Raw genomic sequence first — 17,758 nt, 5'->3', positions numbered from 1 at the left:
TGCCAAAGCTTGAGTAAGCTATGCGTAAGTTTTTGTTAATAGTGACACTCTTTTTATTATCTGGTTATGGGGATCACTGTATTAAGCCAGAAACTTTATCAAACTTACGCGAAAAGTTAGATGTAGTATCAACACAACAGAAATGGGTTGATTCTGGTGTTCACATCTCGGATAAGGTAAGAGTAACAGGGATTAATATAGTGCCTAGTAAGGTTAGTTTTTGTCCTGGGCAGCATGTGGATTTTACAGTTCAACCTGGGAGGAATTCTATTACATTGCCATTTGCGCTTAAAAAAGGTGATTTGATAAGCTTTAGTGTTATTGGAAGTAAAGTGTGTAAAAATAAAGAGAATGAGACAAAAATCAGGTATGTAAAGATTGATGAAAAGTGCAGTGATAAAGAGAAAGAATATTTTGCACATGTTTTAAATCAAAATGAATGTCAGGGTGAAATATGTCCTAATAAATATTTAATAAGCAAAGATGCAAAATGGTTGAATGGGAAAGAGTACTGGGATCAAAATTTTTCAAAGTTAGATCAAGATGAGAAAAAAAAGGAGATTGAGAATATTATTAGCTCTGTAAAACTGGGAGAAAGTATAGACTGTAGCAGTCTTTCAGATATTAAAGCGAGTAAAATAGATACGCACATTTTAAATTTACTCTGTGGACGTATATGTAAATTTTCTTCTGATAACAGGATGGAAAATTGTGTGCATGTTGAATATAACAATATAGAGGATAAGCTATTTCAGTCCATTGCCAATGCTTTAATTAGTTCTAACGACAGGTCTGTTAATGCTAAAATTATTAGTAATCTCTTAAAGGGAAAACAGATAAAGACTGATATTCCGCTACTGACTGTTGGTATGAAGGGTGAGGATAAGGATTTCGAACATATTTCAGGAGGCGGTATATGTACCAATTGTGATCATAAGGTATATTATGACCATCCAATGCCAGAGTTAACTTTCAAGTTAGGTGATAGTAACGGTAAAGGAGGTTACAACATAAGAGTAACAAGGGTCCCTAGCTTAGAAAATAGTCTATATATAAGTGTTTCTGACACATTCCCTGAGCATAAGCCTGGTGAAAAACAAGAAGATATATCTGTGGACATTAGCAAAGTTCATGATACTCAATATATGGAAAGCTTAAAAGAAAAATTAAAAGACAAGAGCGGTACCGTATATTACGGGGTAAAAGATCACGGCTGTGATTATAAGGGAAATGAAGGTCAGTTTAGCATTAGCCTAACGACCAAAGAGCCACCTACGAAAACTTTTAGTGCGATATATAATTTTTTTGATGAAAAAGTAAAAACTGCGTTTTTCGGCTCTAGCTACAAGGACCCAAGTGCAATCCATTCTGATACTAGCCCTGTAAGGTCTCTTTACGAGAGTTTTATAAAATCGAGCAGGGCAAATACCATCAGATCTACAATAATATCGCTGCTGACATTATATATAGTCTTGTATACTCTTTATTACTTTTTTGGTTTAACTCATACTTCTATATACGAGTTTTTAATTATATGCGTAAAGATAGGAATTATTACCCAGCTGTTGCGGGATAATAGCTGGGACTTTTTTTATAACAACGCATTTTCTATTTTTATCAATACTCCAAAACAGTTGATAGAAATAGCAAATTTCAGAGGTACGACGTCAAATGTTTTTGAGTTTTTCGATTTGCCATTGAATAGATTCTTATCACTGCATTCAGTACTATTAATAATATCTCTTATATTTTCTGGCCCTTTAGGTATTGTATCTTTTTGCCTAGTTACCTGGGGCTTAATAATAGTGGTATTGTCTATTTTTAACGCCTTATTTTCTTTTATTACGTCCATAGCAATAGTCGCGTTGTTGCTTTCTTTAACGCCTATCTTTATTACTTGCCTTCTGTTTGCATACACTAGGCAAATGTTTCACAGTTGGGTCAAAAATTTGGCAAGATTTGCAATTCACCCAGTGGTTCTTTTAATCTTCATATCGCTAGTAAGTCAGGCTATGGATTATATAGTATATTCAGTATTTGACTTTGAAGTCTGCTCTACGTGTATACTTAGTATCAACCTAAAAATCTTTAAACCTTGTATCTTCTATGGGTATGTTTCCAAGTATGCACCTAATATTGCTGCTATGATGTCTTTTGTTATCTTGGGCCACGCTATGAAAGCTTTAGTTGAAGCTTCTTCGACAATATCTGACTCGTTGTTTGGTGTTTATGTAATGAGCGAACCTGGAAAGCAATATCAACAAAGCTTGATGGGAATAGCAGGATTAGATAAGGAAAGTGTTCAAAGACGAGCAAGAGGTGCTGCTCAACAGTCAGGTGCACCAAGCCAAAGACCTCAAATACCACAAAGGGCCTTGCCTAAGCAACCATTTGCAGGAGATGGCTCATAATGATAAGTAAAAGATCACTATTGTTGATACTATATCTAGCAATCACCGGTTGTAATATGGATTGTGTTGAGCCTGGGTTGCAGAGTAGAAATACTAGCGTTAATGTGGATGTTCCAGTTCGTGAAGCTGACGAAGGTGTTAAGATTCATTGGGTTGATTCTGGACAAGTAATTAGCAAAGGTGAAAAAATCAAATTTACTCTCGGTGGGTCAATAAATTTTTGCCCTCTTAAAGAGGGTAAAAATCCAAGGAAAGTACTTGTGCCTGCTGTATTTTGTGCTGATGGCTCAATACCAAATTACAGTAGCGAGTTAATTAATAATTCTGGTCTTGATGAACAAGAAGTATGTGAAGGTAAAGGTTTTGGAAACAGAGAATTCTATAGTAGGAGACGTTATGTTGATACTGGGATTAAAGTAAACCCCGGTGATAAGCTGAGCTTCAATTTAGTTCCTAGAGAGATGATAATTGATTACAACAATCCAAAAGAAAAAGGTATTAGTTTTGATGACAATTGTTATAAGACTCAAGAAGGAGATGAAAAAGTGCTGGTGAGTGAAATACTGAATGTTAGCAAGAAAGAAGGAGAAGAATTTTTTTGTAAGGGCAAGGATGGAAAGAGGAATAAAATAAAATTTTTACCTCTGGATAAAACAGAAGTACAGAAAGGTGAAGTACTAGTTGGTAACGGCTACACCCCATATGATAATAAAGTGCATTTTAATGTCGAATATATTGACAAGCAAACAGAAAAGCCGTGGCTAAATGGTACGTTACTAGATTTGCGCCGGGCTAAAATAGGGTTGAATAAATTGTGCAATGGAAAAAACTGCGACTTTAATAATGTGAAAGATTATGACTCTATTAAAATAAGATTGGATCAACTATGCAAAGGAAAGGATTGCGATCTTGATGAGATAAAGAAATACAGCTCTTATGAGCTTAACTGTTACTATCAAAACGTGTGCTATACTGAAAATGGTATATACAAGGCAGGTTTGCGTAAACAAGGAAGCTGGAGCTGTGTCTCTTCTATAAGGTATAACAAGTATGATAAAGGAAATAGGTGTGATATGTATTCTTACCTTAAGGAGGTTGAAAATAAGCTTAAAGAGATTGAAAAAAATAAAGGAGATTACAAGCATCTCATTGATTTTACATCAAGCACCGGAAAGGAAGTAGAAGATATTTCCTGGGCTGAAGCTCTTGTTGCAAAAGTAAGCGATCAAGGTGATGCAAGTGTTCCTGAAGGCGAGCGTAATGATATGAAAGATACTGCTAAAGGTACCCAATGTCTTCCAAATGATAAAGGTGCAAAAGAGAATAATATATGCTCACAAATAGATTATAATGATTTTGAAAAATTTTCTCTGAGATTAAATCATAATTATGAAGTAAACAAAGATGTAATGTCTGGTAGTAGTGTGATGCTTGCTGTCGCAGATTATGGTCACTATTGGGCTAATAGGGGCGGATACCATGTTAAAGTAACTAGATCATGTGAATACATCAATGGTGAGAAGCTGTATGTATATCTAGGTAATGAGCCACCTAAAGATTTGCGTGGTGTAGGAACTAATGATTTCAAAGTAGTGGGAGTAAGAGACAAAAAAGACAAGTACACCATATTAGATGTAATAAACGGAGAGTACTTTCATGATGGAGAACCTAAGAAGATATACTTCGGTATCGATGTAAGTAACGTAAAGAAGGATGACATTACAGACACAGATGGCAAATATTATGAGAACAATAAGTATAGTGTAACCTTATTTGTAAAAAGAAAAATTAATAATTTTATTTCATCAATTATAAACAGGACATTTAATTTTATAAAAGAAGAAGTAATTGCGGACAGCGTTAAAGATTCATACAAAGGATATGCAAGAGGTCTTCTTCAAGGAGTAAGAGCTTTGCTTACTCTATACGTTATATTTACTGTTGTTGGTTATATGCTTGGAACAATACAGCTCAGTAAATTTGATTTTGTTATAAGAATGTTGAAAATAGCATTTATAACTTTTGCTTTTAGTGATAGAAGCTGGGAACTCTTTGGTACAACTTTATCCAAACTTTTCGTGGATGGTAGCATTTATTTAGTCGATAGTTTTTCTGGCTATATAAGGGAGGGAGATGAAAAATTTGCATTCTTAGACTTAACAGCAGGGGCATTATTGACAGGAGAAACTTGGTTAAAGTTTTTATCATTAATGCTCGCTGGCCCTTTTGGTTTTATCGCTTTTTTGATAATACTTCATGCTAGTTTTATGTTCTTGAAATGCATTATTAGCGCTACACTTAGATATATAATATCTACTGTTCTAGTAGCGTTTTTACTGTCGTTAACGCCTTTATTTATTGTATTTATCCTATTTCAACAGACCAAATCCCTGTTTGATAACTGGGTAAAAACGCTAGCTCATGTTGCAGTGCAGCCAGTCATTTTGTTCTCATCTTTATCCATTTTAAATCAATTGATGTATTCAGTTTTATATAACCTCACAAATTTCTCTGCATGTTATCAATGTTTGATTAGTATAAATTTCTTGTCATATGATCTCTGTCTTATGAAATCAATACTGCCTCTTGGATACAATCTTGGCACTAGTGTTGATGTTACATTAAGTGATGGAATGAAAACTGGTGGACACTTTGCAGCATTACCTATAGATCTAATCCAGGCATTTATATACCTCATTATTGCTAGCGCAATGGAAGTTTTTGTTTCTGCATCAGAAACTATGGCACAAGCAATGTTTAGTGCTGGTTTTGGAATTGCTAGCGGTGTTAGCAATGTTGCCCGTAGCGCATCACAATCTATACTATCAACAGCTGGTCTTGATAGTGAAACTCAAGGCATGATACAGAATATCAAGCAACAAATTAGTAAAGGTCGAACAACAATTGAGGCTAAACTGCCTTCAACACAATCTAAAGCACCAAAGCAATCAGACGGAAAGGGAAAAAAGGGATCTAAAGACAAAGATCAGATAGTAGTTAAAGATAAATTGCTTAAAGCGCGATCAGACGGAAAAGGAGAGTCTAAAGAGGATTCTGGTAAAACAATAAGAGGTGATTCTAAAGCTGGAAATAAAGAAGAAAAAGGGAGGAGTTAGGCATAAGTGATATCATAGAGTAATTAATTAAAAAGATATTTTGAGTAAAGTTTTAGAAATTTATTTCTGTATTTGGAAAAAGTTTAGATATGCAGTTACGCTTAGGCAAATTTTGGTTTAGGTTACTACTTCTTGCAGCTTATGCGCTGATAACAGGTTGCGATAAGAACGATATGCCTTTTCCAAGGTGTATATCTGCTGACTATTTTGGTCCTGAACCTATTACGGTAAGCGCTCATTTTCCAGACGATCACGATGCTTTTATTCCAGGAGATGGAAAAGTTGTTGACCCTGATACTGGAGAATTTAATAATGGTTTTCACCTTAACCAGGTAGTGAAGTGGAAGGATACCGGATTAGAAACTAATGGAGATAATTTGGTAGTGCGAGTTAGTGGTGCATGGACATCTTGGAGTAATAATAACAAGAAGGAATCTAAAGGCAGCTACAGCTTGCAGGACCTGGAGCAGCTAAAATATACAACCAAATTTGAAGGCAAACAAGGCGATGATAGTTTGCCTGACTTCCACCTAGTTTGTAATGATTACAAATCTAGTACACAAAAATTTTCAAGTGATTCTAGTGCAAGCTGCAGTGTGAATTGCAACAGCATTAATGAAGATAATGTAGAAAATTCAGTATCACATGGTGTTCCATGTTGGTTCACCAATGGTCATGGTGCTTACCTTTTATTTAGAAGGCCCCTTATAGATAAGGATGGTGCAAAAATTATGGAACCAGATCCTAATGAAAGTCTGGAGTCGATGCGCAATCCTCAATCCCCTACTGTACATCTAGGTTACAACTCCACAGCGGAAGGTGAAAGCGGGCTTTTCACTTTAGAAAGAAATGGTACTAGATTAAAGAACAGAAATTGTAATATTGTAAAACTAGAAAAGGGATGGAAAATATATGTAAAAATATTAGATAGATACTACTTAAATAATATAGGCGGTTATTCCTTTGAATTTCTAGGAGGAGTGCAGCAACCAAACCAATTCGGATTTTTTGATTATGTTTATAACTATCTAAAATGTGCATTATTGATTAATGAAAACTGCAAAGAGCACTTTGACAGTGATGATCCTGCAGCTGCACAAGCTATGTTTCAAAACATAGCTGAAAAGAGTACGAGCTTTCAAAATTTTGTTCGTTCCTTGCTTGTTCTATTTATAGTGATTTCATCACTTCTTTATCTTTTTGGCATAATAAAAGAAACTAAGCATGATATGCTCATCAGAATGATAAAAATCACTCTAGTAATAGTGCTTATATCTCCTGGAAGTTTTAAATTTTTCTATGATCATTTTCTTGTTTTATTCATCAAAGGTCTTGAGCAATTGATAAGTATAATTACTAATTTTGCTCCTAACTCAAATACTGATGAACTATTCAGTTTCATAGAAAACATGTTCAATAAGTTTTTTGCTTATTCTGTTTGGAAAAAATTCGCGGCGTTCTTACATTACCAGATGTGGGCAAGCATTCTTATGATACCAGCAATCCTAATAGGAATCGTCTTATATTTTCTGCTGTGTTTGTATGCCTACATAATATTCCTTTCAGGTTTTGTGGGAATAGCTTTTCTTATAGCTATAATGCCACTGTTTCTAATTTCTATTTTATTTTCACCGCTGAAAAGTCTATTTGAAGGTTGGATAAAATTTTGTATTAGTTTCTGTTTGCAATCGATCATGATATTTACCCTGCTATCATTGTTGGCTGCAATTATAATGAATACATTTTATAGACAGCTAGGCTTCACTGTATGCTACAATAAGTGGTTTGAAGTAAGATTATGTGCTCCAAAATGGGTATTTGGCGGATTTTGCATCATTGATGAGCAGTACTTTGGTTGGACTCCAGGGCAAATTTTCGTACCTTACACTATCGGAGAAGCTTCCCCACCGAACATGGACAAAAGCATAGAAGGTATAGAAAGACTAAGCAGAGAAAGTGGTAAAATAAAATTTACTAGTGGTGCTGGATATATCCCTCTTCCACCGGATTACATTGAAAAAGGTTTTCGTTATATAGATTATCCTTTCTTTAACCCAGTTCCTGGTACTAAGGAAAATCCAGCAGACCATTATATAGCAGAAAGTGATGTAGTAGTTAATAAAGATTGTGATTTAAAGGATCTGGTACGTTTAACAAACAGTTTATCTCATGCGTCAGAAAAGGCTGATATCCTATTGTTGATCAGCAATATAGAAAAAAAGATAGGTGGTGAGATAAAAAGGCGTTATTGTCAGCTTCAACAACATGAAGAAAAATGCAAAAATTATGAGAAAATAATAGGTGACCACAAAAAAGGCATTATTCGACCAAACTCAAAAAGTGAGATAAGGTCTTTAGTGCAGGGTATAATTACACAAAATGCAGGCTGCAAATTACAGGATTTTTATATGATAAATGAAGAATACCAAAAAAATAGCGATTACCAAAGGGTGAAAGACATTCAAAGAGGTTACTTAATCAATGCAGGAGAAATCTTTGTATTATTCTTGCTTTCGTTTTTGATGTTCTCCTTACGCGAGTTTGTACAACAAATTGGCTCAAGTATCGCTGGTGGTGGATTCAGTGTTTACAGTATATCTAAAATGTATGAAGCATCGCCTTTGGTTGCTATAATGGAAGGATTCAAACAGCAGTGGCAAGATTTTGCTGGTGGAAAACTAGAGTCTTTAGGCAGTTGGGCTACTCATTTACCGGATAGATTAGCCGGAGGTGCAGCTAATCTACTGGGCAGAGTACCACGAGTTGGGGGTGTGTTGAAATACACTATTGATATGCCACGTAAATTTGTAGGTGCTACTATTGAAGCAACAAAATTTGCAACATCACCTAAAAATGACGTCGATAAACTTGAGGAAAAAATTTATAAGGCTTTAGGAGTTGATAAAGAGGATATTACACACAGAAGAATTGGTAGATATTTAGATTATTACAAAGGATATGTGGGATCACATTTAGGCTATACAATAAAAGATGCTATGAGGTTTACTTGGGAGCATGGCATTGACTCTATAGGGAAGCATAGCTATAATCATAACTTACTCTATAGAGCAAAATCGCATAGGCGAGAATTCTTGGACAAACTTCATGACTACACTATCGGGCGTAAAAGAAAGCCGGAAAAACACAAGGAAGAAGGTGGTAATGGTCAATCAAGTGAATTGTTAAAACCCAGTTTGCCAGGTTCAAAACAAGGCGAGGATCAGTCAAATGAATCAATAAAAAGAGGTGTACTGGATGAGTCAAGAGAAAAAAATAGGAATGAAAATGGCAATGGAAGCCAGTAAAAAAAATTTCAAAGGTCTTGGCTATTATAAATTGCAGCAAGGTAAAGACGGTAACATAAAGTTAAATGACTACGATGATATTTTGAATGCGCGTAGAGCAAGAGTAGACCTGTTGCTGGATCATGCCAAACAAGATGATATTAATCTTTCAAAGCTCAATAAAGCTCTTAATGAGAAGTTCGTAGATGATGGAAGGTTATCATTTGAATTTGAAAAAGAAGACAATGAGATCGCACAAGAAGAGCTTAAGGTGTTTTACGTTTTAGACAATCTTGATAATCTTGCAAACATTAAAAGTGAAGACCTATTAGAGGTTAGTCTGTTACTATCAGATCTTAGCTTCATAGAAAGAAATATTGTGTTAAATACCGATCAGAAGTCTGATCTAGCAGGGTTTAAAAACCTATTTATCGAAAAAAAGGCCTCTGGTGAGGAATATAGTAATGAAGAATGTCAAGGTTTCCTTGATGATATAGATAGAATCAATACTATAATTAAGCTAGAATTAGAAAGTAGGGTTGAAGTGCTAAATTCTGATGATAAAGATGATCACGATGATTTACAAGATGAGATTAGTCATGCAATCGATACACCTGAAAAATCAAAAAAAGTGATTGATTAATTTTGTGTCTGCATTCTTCATTTGAGCAGTTCTGGTAACTTCTCCCTGTTAAACTGCTAAAGTCATATTGATATTAACCATATATTATTAAATAACTAGTTGATTTGGAGCGCATTTAGCATGCTACGTATTATTGCAGGGAAATATCGCGGAAGAAAAATAACCACAGGTAAATATTTAACCGCACGGCCAACCATGAGTATTACCCGAGAGGCAATGTTTAATATACTTTCCTCAAGAAAGCCTGTTTATAACTTAAATGTGCTTGATTTATTTTGTGGAAGTGGTTCTTTTTCATTTGAAGCGCTTTCTCGTGGCGCTAAACATGCATTCATAGTAGACTCAGATTATTACAATTTGCAGTTATCTAAAAAAACAGCAGAAGATTTTGGAATTACGGGCAATATCACACCAATTTGTTGTAGTGCTGATAGGTTGCCACAACCCATTTCAAAGTGTGACATAGTTTTTATAGACCCGCCTTATAATAGTAATCTAGTTTGCTCAACTTTAAACGGATTAGCTCACTCAGGCTGGTTAAGTGATGATGCATTAATAATTCTAGAGATTAGAAAAAACGAAGATTTTGAATGCAATAAAAATTTCAGTGTAACCTTGGAACGCACTTACGGTATAGCAAAAATAATTTTTCTTTCTCCATCAATTTAAACTTATATAAACCTTTCATTGATTGGACTCAGTTCTATTTCGTAAAACTTCTAGAGACATAACCTTCACGGTAGTTTTCTTTTCCATTAAATCCATGTTTTAACAAATATTTATGTGCTTCATCAATAAATTGATTCTTTACTTTTTCGTAACTTACGTACTCTGTTATACTACCATTATCCTTATTCTTACGATGTACTAAAAAATGCTTCTTATCGTCAGAGTGAATATTTTTATTCTTACAATCTACTTTAGGATCATGTGCAAGCACTACATTTCCCCTAAACGTTTTGTCAGTACATTAATCTCAAGTTTACCAACAAGCTGTACCCCTTTAGAATCACAGTATCACCTTTTCTGCCAGCAATTAATACAGGGCATTTTGTATTCTCTATAATCTCTTGTGAATTAAATTCCAGTTTACCACGCCTGAATCAAAAATTCAAGAACTTTGCAGGAAGCCATCTTGTGAAAAAATCTCCTACCCCGTGAGGGAAATTATTAGTTGCATCCTTAAGTGAACTATAAGAATTACTGTGAAATTAGTGTTAAATGAATCTCCTGATCTTCAAATCTTTTTAAAACTTCTGCTGCAATTCCTCCTTCAAGAGAGTTAGTATCTAAAATTATATTGTTTGGATGTATACCACCTCTAAGCAACTTGTTTAACATTGCCATTCCAGCCTGAACTCACTTTTCACCGTTTGTTAGAAATTTATATAGTGCTACAATCTTCTTTCTCTCTAAAAAGAACTCTACAATATCTTCTATGTCTTTGCCCTTTTCTGACTTTTGATCAAACCCTTCTGCGTTTATTATTGGATTTTCACATATAAGTTCTTTTTTGTAATGCTTTACCCACTCATGGCCGACTCCATTTTCCAATAAGCTTTTAATTCTATGTGCAACAAACTTTTCCTTAATAAAGTCAAAAGACATCCACAACAAAGCTATAACGAAAAATATGGCAGCCAAAATTAATAATACTACTTATGCAAGAGCTAACCCTGTAAGCACCTTTTTTGATTTTTGACTCTGGTACGTCAAGTATAACAACATAGTAGAAGCAGCGGATAATATAGCAGAGCATAACTATAGTGATAATACCCTTCTAGTAATTTTCTTTCTTCATTGCTCAATTCTTTTTGAAAGAATCCTGGGTTAATATTTCTAGAAAAATAAGGATAGTCAAATTAATGTTTAACTAACATACTTTCTTACTTCTTGAGTGCACCTTTACCAAGTGTATTAACCTTGATACACCCAAGGTTACTTTAAAAAAGTTTACTACATGCTTTGCATTTTTGCCTAGCTCGTCGTTGGTATAATAAATAACTTTCATTTTATAATTAACGAATATTCAGTTATTTTAACATAAAGATTTAAAAAACCAAGATGGTTTTAAACCATGAATATAAGAACTTGTATAATAAGAAGTTTACAAGAAATCTCCTATAATTCCTTTTAAATGAGTTTTAAGCTTTTTAAACGTCATGACGTTGTTAATACGTCTATCAAGAAATAATAGAGTATCTGCAAAACCTTCTGAATAATCATTGATAAAAAAAAGGAGTGTACTCAAGTACACTCCAGCTAATATTACCCGTTTTGTATAGTAATTAAAATCTGTTGATTGATCGTGAATGCCATACCAAATTGCGCTAACAGTTCTGTATAAAAGTTTACTAGAAAAATATGTATATTTTGGCAACACAGAGAACGATAAAACATTTTTTAAAAACTTTCTATAATTTGGCAATTGAGCATAGTTTGAGAGGCGTATTTGAACAGCTAACTTTACTCGCTCATGCACTTTCATATCTTCTAAATTAGAATTCCTAAGTTCAGTTTCCATTGAGCTATTTAAATCCTCTGCTATGTACTCCAAAGCGCTATATATCCCATTCTGAAATTTGCAAAAGCTGTTAGCTAGATTAAGGTCCGTACACACTTTTAATAGGGTTTTATCACTTATTCCTTCAAATGGAATAACGCTAATTAGTTCATCTATTATCAACTTTACTTCATCTTGTCCCACGAACATTATACTAAACAGCACATGTGATTGTAAATGCATTTCTGAGATTTTCAAACATCTTACAAAAAGCTTCACCACGTTCTTCGAAACTTTTCCACTGATCGAAAGAGGCACACGCAGGAGAAAGTAATATTGTTATTTTCTCTTTGTTATTTATGGCCTCCCTAAAAGCCAGTTTAAGAGCATTTTCTAGATTACAACACTTCATATAATCTACTTTATTTTCCATAGTATTTGCAAAAGCTTCGGTTGATTCTCCAATAAGAAAAGCTTTTCTAATTCTTGTGAAATGCTTGCTTAGTAACTCTATACCACCTTCTTTACTTTTTCCACCAACAATCCAATATATGTTTTTATAAGACAAAATCGCCTTTTCGCTCGACTTTGCATTGGTTGCTTTGCTATCGTTGACAAAAAGGACATTTTCTATTTTGCCAAGTGGTTCATTTCTATGTTTCAACCCTGGAAAGGATTTAATTCCATCGATAATAATGTTGCTATCTATTTTAAGCAGCTTACACACGGCATACGCGGCTGCTATGTTTTCTGCGTTGGATACTAGGTTTATTTTCATATCACTTACATGACCCAGTTGGATTCCAGTGTTGGAGCTCTGGAATGACAAAAAAGGTAATATCGAAGCTAAGACTGGAATCTTATTTCCAGTGAATTTGTCAAATATTTCAGCAGTAAATTCATTATCACATCCTATTACCGCAACCTTGCTGCCTTCTACTAATCTTGATTTAACCGCTATGTAATTCTCTATATTTCCGTGCCTATCTATGTGATCTGGTGCAATGTTGAGCAATACTGAAATATCCACGTTAATTTCATTCATTAGTTCCAATTGAAAAGAGGAAAATTCGATAACATAAATTTCTGCATCTCTGTTTAGGTCCAAAACAGGAAGACCTAAATTTCCACCAATAGCTACTTTTCTCCCTGCAGATTTTAATATGTACCCTATTAGTGATGTGGTGGTTGATTTACCATTTGTCCCAGTGACACCTATTACTTTCTGGCTTGCAGTTTTAGCTTCAAGGAATAGTTCAATATCCGATTTTATTTTGCAGTCAAAGCTTCTTGCAAGTTTGACTATCCAATGTGGCATTGGATACGAAATTGGTACTCCAGGGCTTAAAATCAACGTTCCTATCTCATGCCAATTGTATTTCTTAGGGTGAATAAAATTACACTCTTTACATATTGTTTTTGCATTTGCTATTTGCCCTTCATTATCATCCCACGCATATATTCTTGCACCACTGCTTATTAGAGCGTTAATAACGGACAAGCCAGTTTTGCCAAGACCAAAAACTGCAACATTTTGACTTTTGTACTTGTTTAGTTGCATCACTTGTTTTAGAAAGACATTATATAAGTTATTAATAGGCTTAACGTAAAGAGTTTGCAAGTGTTAATTATTACCTGTAGGATATAAGGAAATTAACAAGATTTTAATAGGAAAATAATATGCCATCTGTTACTTTTATTTTACCTAGTGGAAGTAAGAAAAGCTATGAAGCTGCAGAGGGAGAAACTCTGCTTAATTTAGCTCACAGGCATGACCCAGATTTGCTTGAAGGCGCATGCGAAGGTTCTCTTGCTTGTTCTACATGTCATGTAATTGTTGATCCAAAATTTTATGACGTTGTGGAAACACATAATCCCATATCTGATGAGGAAAATGATATGTTAGACCTGGCTTTTGGCTTAACGGAGACATCAAGGCTTGGATGCCAAATAAAAATCACAAAAGATATCGATGGCTTATGTGTAACAATACCAAAGGGTACAAGAAATATATCATTGGATAAACAAGGGAATGATTAGCTATGCGTAGGATTTTTATCTATATTATCACCTCTTTACTTCTGTTTATCCCTGCAGCGTATAGTGGTTTTTGGTATTTTTCTGCATGTAAGACAAAAGATCTTTTAGCTGAGGCAATACTATACATTAACGACGAAAAATTCGATGTTTCATATGACTTTAGCGGGTTTCCTTTTAATCTCATTTTCCACGTAACAAACCCAAAATTCTCCAATGAGCAATTAACCATCTCATCTAAGGCTTTACTGATAAAAAACAAATTGTTTGATAAATCAGTATATATCTACATACCAAGCAACGAAATCAGCATTACTGTTTATGGTAATGAGAGAGAAAATATAAAATGCCACACAAACAATAACAACTACTTTGTCATCAAACTAAACGATTCACCATCTTCGCTGCGATTTAATAGAAATAGTACCATTATAGACTATGTAGATACACTTCGTTACGAAGATTATGGATTAAAATGTGATGTTTTACCTGATTCAAAAAATCAGCAAAGTGTTATGACCGAGGTGAATGGTAAAAGCAATTACATTCAATTTCATTTCAATAAAGAGCTGAATGGAAATGCTAAGCTAGGATTTGATTGGTATACTTATAAGTATAAGAGTACTGCAAGTCCTGAAAGTTATCTTAGTATCGACACAAAATTTGATCTTGAATTTATAAATCATATCTCAGCTTCCAGGGTTAATTTCAACATAGAAAAATTTTTAATTCAGGGTAATAACTTCTCTCTTACTGCAGACGGTGGAGTAAACAATTACAATTTAGTTACGTCTTCCTTTAAAGATAAGGTTAATATAGCAATATCAAATTATAAAGAATTAATCTCTTTTATGAATGGTGAGAGAAATCACTCAAGAGCTTCAGACGCGTTCGAAAAATTAATGTCTTCCTTATCAGAAAGAACAACTGATGACTGCATTCAATTTTCAATAAAGTACGACGATAATTTAGGGTCAAGTTTTATTGGAAAGTTATCTACTACTGATTTTATGAGCCAACTAGATAAAATCACTCAACTCACTAAGAATGAAAACAGTAATTAGTTTACTTTTCATATTAATATTCCACTCAAGCATAAAAGCTTTTACTTTGGATGATAAGCTCAGAGACAAAAGTATGGAAAAGCGAGCAACTAATTTATTTGAAATAATAAAGTGCCCAATATGTTCTGGCGAGTCATTATCTGAATCCGAATCCCAAATTGCATATGATATGCGCAAGGCAATTCGTAAAAAAATCGGTGATGGATATACTGATGAACAAATAATTTCAGAGTTAAAAAATTCTTACGGCAACTCAATCATAATCATCCCACCTGTAAAATCTAGCACTTACATTTTATGGGTTATTCCACTAGCAGTTCTGCTGATAGGATGTTTTCTGATACGAAAATACACTCATATCTTCTGTTATTAATAGATTTATAACGCAATTGAGATTAAATATTCAACATGAAAAGCTTCTTACGAAATTTCTTATACCATCCCTTATCATCCCAGTTCTCCTTTCTTGTCATTCCAGCACATAACGTTGGAATGACACCTAGGACGTGCTGCCGCTCAAACAATATTTGTACAAGGATCCTGCTAACTTTACTATTAATTCTATTTCCACTTTTAACATCGCCTGTAAGCGCTGAGGGTATAGAAAAAAACTGTGATTACGAATATTACCCTAAATTGGATCATAACTTAGCGGATGAGCTGTGTACTATAAAGCAAAATTATTACAGATACGGTGAAAAATTGAAAATACTAGCAGATAAGAGGATAAAAGAGATAAGGGAAGCTGCTTTAAGCACCAATAATAAAACTAAAGATTCATAAATTCACCATTTCTTCTGGTTTTACTATTTCTTCAAACTCTTTCTCAGTAAGTAGCTCAAGCTTCACTGCCGCTTCTTTTAGAGTAATATTCTCTTTATAAGCAAGTTTCGCTATTTTTGCTGCATTGTCATACCCTATATGCTTATTTAATATAGTTACCAACATTAATGACTGATTCAGTAGATCTTTTATTCTCTTTTCATTTGCCTTAATACCGATAACACATTTTTCTGTAAAATTTAAACTTGCGTCAGCCAAAAGTTTTATAGACTGTAAAACATTGTAAATTATTACTGGCTTAAACACATTCAATTCAAAATGACCATTTGAACCACTGATAGTCACAGCAACATGATTTCCCATAACTTGAGCGCACACCATAGTTAACGCCTCACACTGAGTTGGGTTTACCTTACCTGGCATAATTGAAGAGCCGGGCTCATTTTCTGGTAATGTTATTTCTCCAATTCCGCACTTCGGGCCAGAACCAAGTAACCTTATATCGTTTGCAATTTTCATCAAACTAACTGCTACTGTATTGAGTGCACCACTCAATTCAACTAAAGCATCATTTGCTGCTAATGCTTCAAATTTATTTTTCGCTGAGGTAAACGGAAGATTGGTGATTTCTACCACTTCTTTAGCAAAATTCTCGGCAAAGCCTTGTTTAGTGTTCAACCCTGTACCGACTGCAGTGCCACCTTGTGCAAGCTCATACACATTGCCTAGAGTTAATTTTATTCTCTCTATTCCTTTTTTAATCTGAACTGCATAGCCAGAAAACTCCTGTCCAAGTGTTAGAGGCGTTGCATCTTGCAAATGAGTACGTCCTGCTTTTATTATATTTTTAAATTCCCTAACCTTATCATTCAAGGCATTATATAGCACTTCAAGATTTGGAATGAGAGAATGATTTATCCATTTTGCTGCTGCTATATGCATTGCTGTTGGAAAAGTGTCATTTGATGACTGACCACAATTCACATTATCGTTTGGGTGCACTGGAGATTTACTGCCCAAATTGCCGCCCAAAATTTCTATTGCACGATTACTGATCACTTCATTCATGTTCATGTTAGTTTGAGTTCCAGACCCAGTTTGCCACACAACGAGCGGAAATTCGTCATTGAATTTACCATCTATTACCTCCTGTGCGGCTGTGCAGATCGCATTACCCACTTTTTCATCTATATCACCATGCCTCATATTCACACGTGCTGCTGCAAGTTTCACTATTGCCAATGCTTCAATCATAGGTTCTGGCATTTTTTCCGTGCCAATTTTGAAATTTTCCAAAGAACGTTGCGTTTGTGCCCCCCAATAATGTTCGTTTGGTACTTTTACTTCTCCTAAACTGTCTGTCTCTATTCTAGTTTTTTTATCCATATTTTCCTTTTCGGTTTAATGCAAACTGGTATCCAGTTTCACTACATAATTTGTTCACTTGGTTAATTAAATCACACTGGGTCCCAGTGTCAAGTGTATGGATATTGTAACATGGTACGATGTTACATTTAGCTAAACTGACTTAGGCTTACTGACGATTAAAAAAATCGTCATACCATTACTCGTTAGTGCCGCAGCGGTATGACGTCTTAGCTATAGTAAACAACGTCATCCAAGTAGCTGATACTGAAATGACATCATCAGAAAGTGAACCAGTGTCACGCGTGATACCTCTCTTGGACTCTCAAACTGCAGCTAATATAAATATTATGAAATTTACTAAATGGAGAAAAAAGGCAAAGAAACCACGAGTAGCGAATTTTGACCATCTAATACTTTAAATTGGCGCTGTAATAATTTGCTGACGCTTAATTTAAGCGCGATTTGGCTGAATTTAGAAAAAATTTAAAAGACATGCAACCCCAATAATTTGATGTAATCCGCCAAAAAATACCTGAGCTTTTTACTGAA

General features: G+C 34.5%; 12 protein-coding genes and 1 pseudogene. 9 read left to right on the top strand and 4 right to left on the bottom strand.

The features are described 5' to 3' along the window. Window positions 1-20: 20 nt before the first annotated feature. The 5 genes from QUS22_RS03925 (at window position 21) to rsmD (ending at window position 10,123) form a co-directional block, all read left to right on the top strand. Complete coding sequence (locus tag QUS22_RS03925) at window positions 21-2,411, top strand: TrbL/VirB6 family protein (protein WP_289513693.1); 2,391 nt, start codon at window positions 21-23, stop codon at window positions 2,409-2,411. Then, entirely contained in the window at window positions 2,411-5,527 is a 3,117-nt protein-coding gene (locus QUS22_RS03920; RefSeq protein ID WP_289513692.1) for a TrbL/VirB6 family protein, read from the top strand. Before QUS22_RS03925 ends, QUS22_RS03920 begins: the two co-directional genes overlap by 1 nt. Window positions 5,528-5,616: 89 nt before the next feature. Further along, entirely contained in the window at window positions 5,617-8,832 is a 3,216-nt protein-coding gene (locus tag QUS22_RS03915) for a TrbL/VirB6 family protein (protein WP_289513691.1), read from the top strand. Further along, on the top strand, window positions 8,783-9,454 hold the full coding sequence (locus tag QUS22_RS03910; protein WP_289513690.1) for a WD_0853 family protein: 672 nt from the start codon (window positions 8,783-8,785) through the stop codon (window positions 9,452-9,454). The genes QUS22_RS03915 and QUS22_RS03910 overlap by 50 nt, the downstream gene beginning before the upstream one ends. Before the next feature lie 120 nt (window positions 9,455-9,574). Then, window positions 9,575-10,123 (top strand): 16S rRNA (guanine(966)-N(2))-methyltransferase RsmD, encoded by a 549-nt coding sequence (rsmD, locus tag QUS22_RS03905; RefSeq protein WP_289513689.1) that lies wholly within the window; start codon window positions 9,575-9,577, stop codon window positions 10,121-10,123. A gap of 2 nt (window positions 10,124-10,125) precedes the next feature. On the opposite strand, the pseudogene QUS22_RS05655 reads toward rsmD, so the two are convergent. From QUS22_RS05655 to murD, 3 genes and pseudogenes are all read right to left on the bottom strand, one after another. Beyond that, a pseudogene (locus QUS22_RS05655) lies at window positions 10,126-11,465 on the bottom strand (alpha/beta hydrolase family protein). Between the two features lie 96 nt (window positions 11,466-11,561). Beyond that, window positions 11,562-12,200 (bottom strand): COQ9 family protein, encoded by a 639-nt coding sequence (locus QUS22_RS03885; protein WP_289513685.1) that lies wholly within the window; start codon window positions 12,198-12,200, stop codon window positions 11,562-11,564. After that, the gene (murD, locus tag QUS22_RS03880; protein ID WP_289513684.1) at window positions 12,172-13,518 is read right to left on the bottom strand and encodes a UDP-N-acetylmuramoyl-L-alanine--D-glutamate ligase; all 1,347 of its coding nucleotides are present in this window, start codon (window positions 13,516-13,518) and stop codon (window positions 12,172-12,174) included. The genes QUS22_RS03885 and murD overlap by 29 nt, the downstream gene beginning before the upstream one ends. A 119-nt stretch (window positions 13,519-13,637) precedes the next feature. Between murD and QUS22_RS03875 the strand changes: the two genes are divergently transcribed. From QUS22_RS03875 to QUS22_RS03860, 4 genes are read left to right on the top strand one after another with little or no spacing between them, the layout of a single operon-like run. Then, complete coding sequence (locus QUS22_RS03875; RefSeq protein WP_289513683.1) at window positions 13,638-13,997, top strand: ferredoxin family 2Fe-2S iron-sulfur cluster binding protein; 360 nt, start codon at window positions 13,638-13,640, stop codon at window positions 13,995-13,997. A 2-nt stretch (window positions 13,998-13,999) separates the two neighbouring features. Continuing rightward, complete coding sequence (locus QUS22_RS03870; protein WP_289513682.1) at window positions 14,000-15,058, top strand: hypothetical protein; 1,059 nt, start codon at window positions 14,000-14,002, stop codon at window positions 15,056-15,058. After that, a complete protein-coding gene (locus tag QUS22_RS03865) occupies window positions 15,042-15,431 on the top strand; it encodes a cytochrome c-type biogenesis protein (protein WP_289513681.1) in 390 nt (129 codons plus the stop codon). The genes QUS22_RS03870 and QUS22_RS03865 overlap by 17 nt, the downstream gene beginning before the upstream one ends. A gap of 35 nt (window positions 15,432-15,466) precedes the next feature. Then, a complete protein-coding gene (locus QUS22_RS03860; RefSeq protein WP_289513680.1) occupies window positions 15,467-15,841 on the top strand; it encodes a hypothetical protein in 375 nt (124 codons plus the stop codon). Here the strand turns inward: QUS22_RS03860 and fumC are convergent. Beyond that, the gene (gene fumC, locus QUS22_RS03855; protein WP_289513679.1) at window positions 15,836-17,227 is read right to left on the bottom strand and encodes a class II fumarate hydratase; all 1,392 of its coding nucleotides are present in this window, start codon (window positions 17,225-17,227) and stop codon (window positions 15,836-15,838) included. The two genes, QUS22_RS03860 and fumC, sit on opposite strands and share 6 nt — an antisense overlap. Window positions 17,228-17,758 lie beyond the last annotated feature (531 nt).

This window comes from Wolbachia pipientis, assembly GCF_030373985.1.
In the GTDB taxonomy this organism is placed as follows: domain Bacteria; phylum Pseudomonadota; class Alphaproteobacteria; order Rickettsiales; family Anaplasmataceae; genus Wolbachia; species Wolbachia pipientis_D.
The sequence above is the reverse complement of the archived record's forward strand: the minus strand, read 5'-3'. Positions and strand labels throughout refer to the sequence as shown.

Excerpts from the sequence above, each read along its gene's own strand:
- QUS22_RS03925 (WP_289513693.1), top strand. The coding sequence starts at position 21 with ATGCGTAAGTTTTTGTTAATAGTGACACTCTTTTTATTATCTGGTTAT.
- QUS22_RS03920 (WP_289513692.1), top strand. The coding sequence starts at position 2,411 with ATGATAAGTAAAAGATCACTATTGTTGATACTATATCTAGCAATCACC.
- QUS22_RS03915 (WP_289513691.1), top strand. The coding sequence starts at position 5,617 with ATGCAGTTACGCTTAGGCAAATTTTGGTTTAGGTTACTACTTCTTGCA.
- QUS22_RS03910 (WP_289513690.1), top strand. The coding sequence starts at position 8,783 with ATGAGTCAAGAGAAAAAAATAGGAATGAAAATGGCAATGGAAGCCAGT.
- rsmD (WP_289513689.1), top strand. The coding sequence starts at position 9,575 with ATGCTACGTATTATTGCAGGGAAATATCGCGGAAGAAAAATAACCACA.
- QUS22_RS03885 (WP_289513685.1), bottom strand. The coding sequence starts at position 12,200 with ATGCATTTACAATCACATGTGCTGTTTAGTATAATGTTCGTGGGACAA.
- murD (WP_289513684.1), bottom strand. The coding sequence starts at position 13,518 with ATGCAACTAAACAAGTACAAAAGTCAAAATGTTGCAGTTTTTGGTCTT.
- QUS22_RS03875 (WP_289513683.1), top strand. The coding sequence starts at position 13,638 with ATGCCATCTGTTACTTTTATTTTACCTAGTGGAAGTAAGAAAAGCTAT.
- QUS22_RS03870 (WP_289513682.1), top strand. The coding sequence starts at position 14,000 with ATGCGTAGGATTTTTATCTATATTATCACCTCTTTACTTCTGTTTATC.
- QUS22_RS03865 (WP_289513681.1), top strand. The coding sequence starts at position 15,042 with ATGAAAACAGTAATTAGTTTACTTTTCATATTAATATTCCACTCAAGC.
- QUS22_RS03860 (WP_289513680.1), top strand. The coding sequence starts at position 15,467 with ATGAAAAGCTTCTTACGAAATTTCTTATACCATCCCTTATCATCCCAG.
- fumC (WP_289513679.1), bottom strand. The coding sequence starts at position 17,227 with ATGGATAAAAAAACTAGAATAGAGACAGACAGTTTAGGAGAAGTAAAA.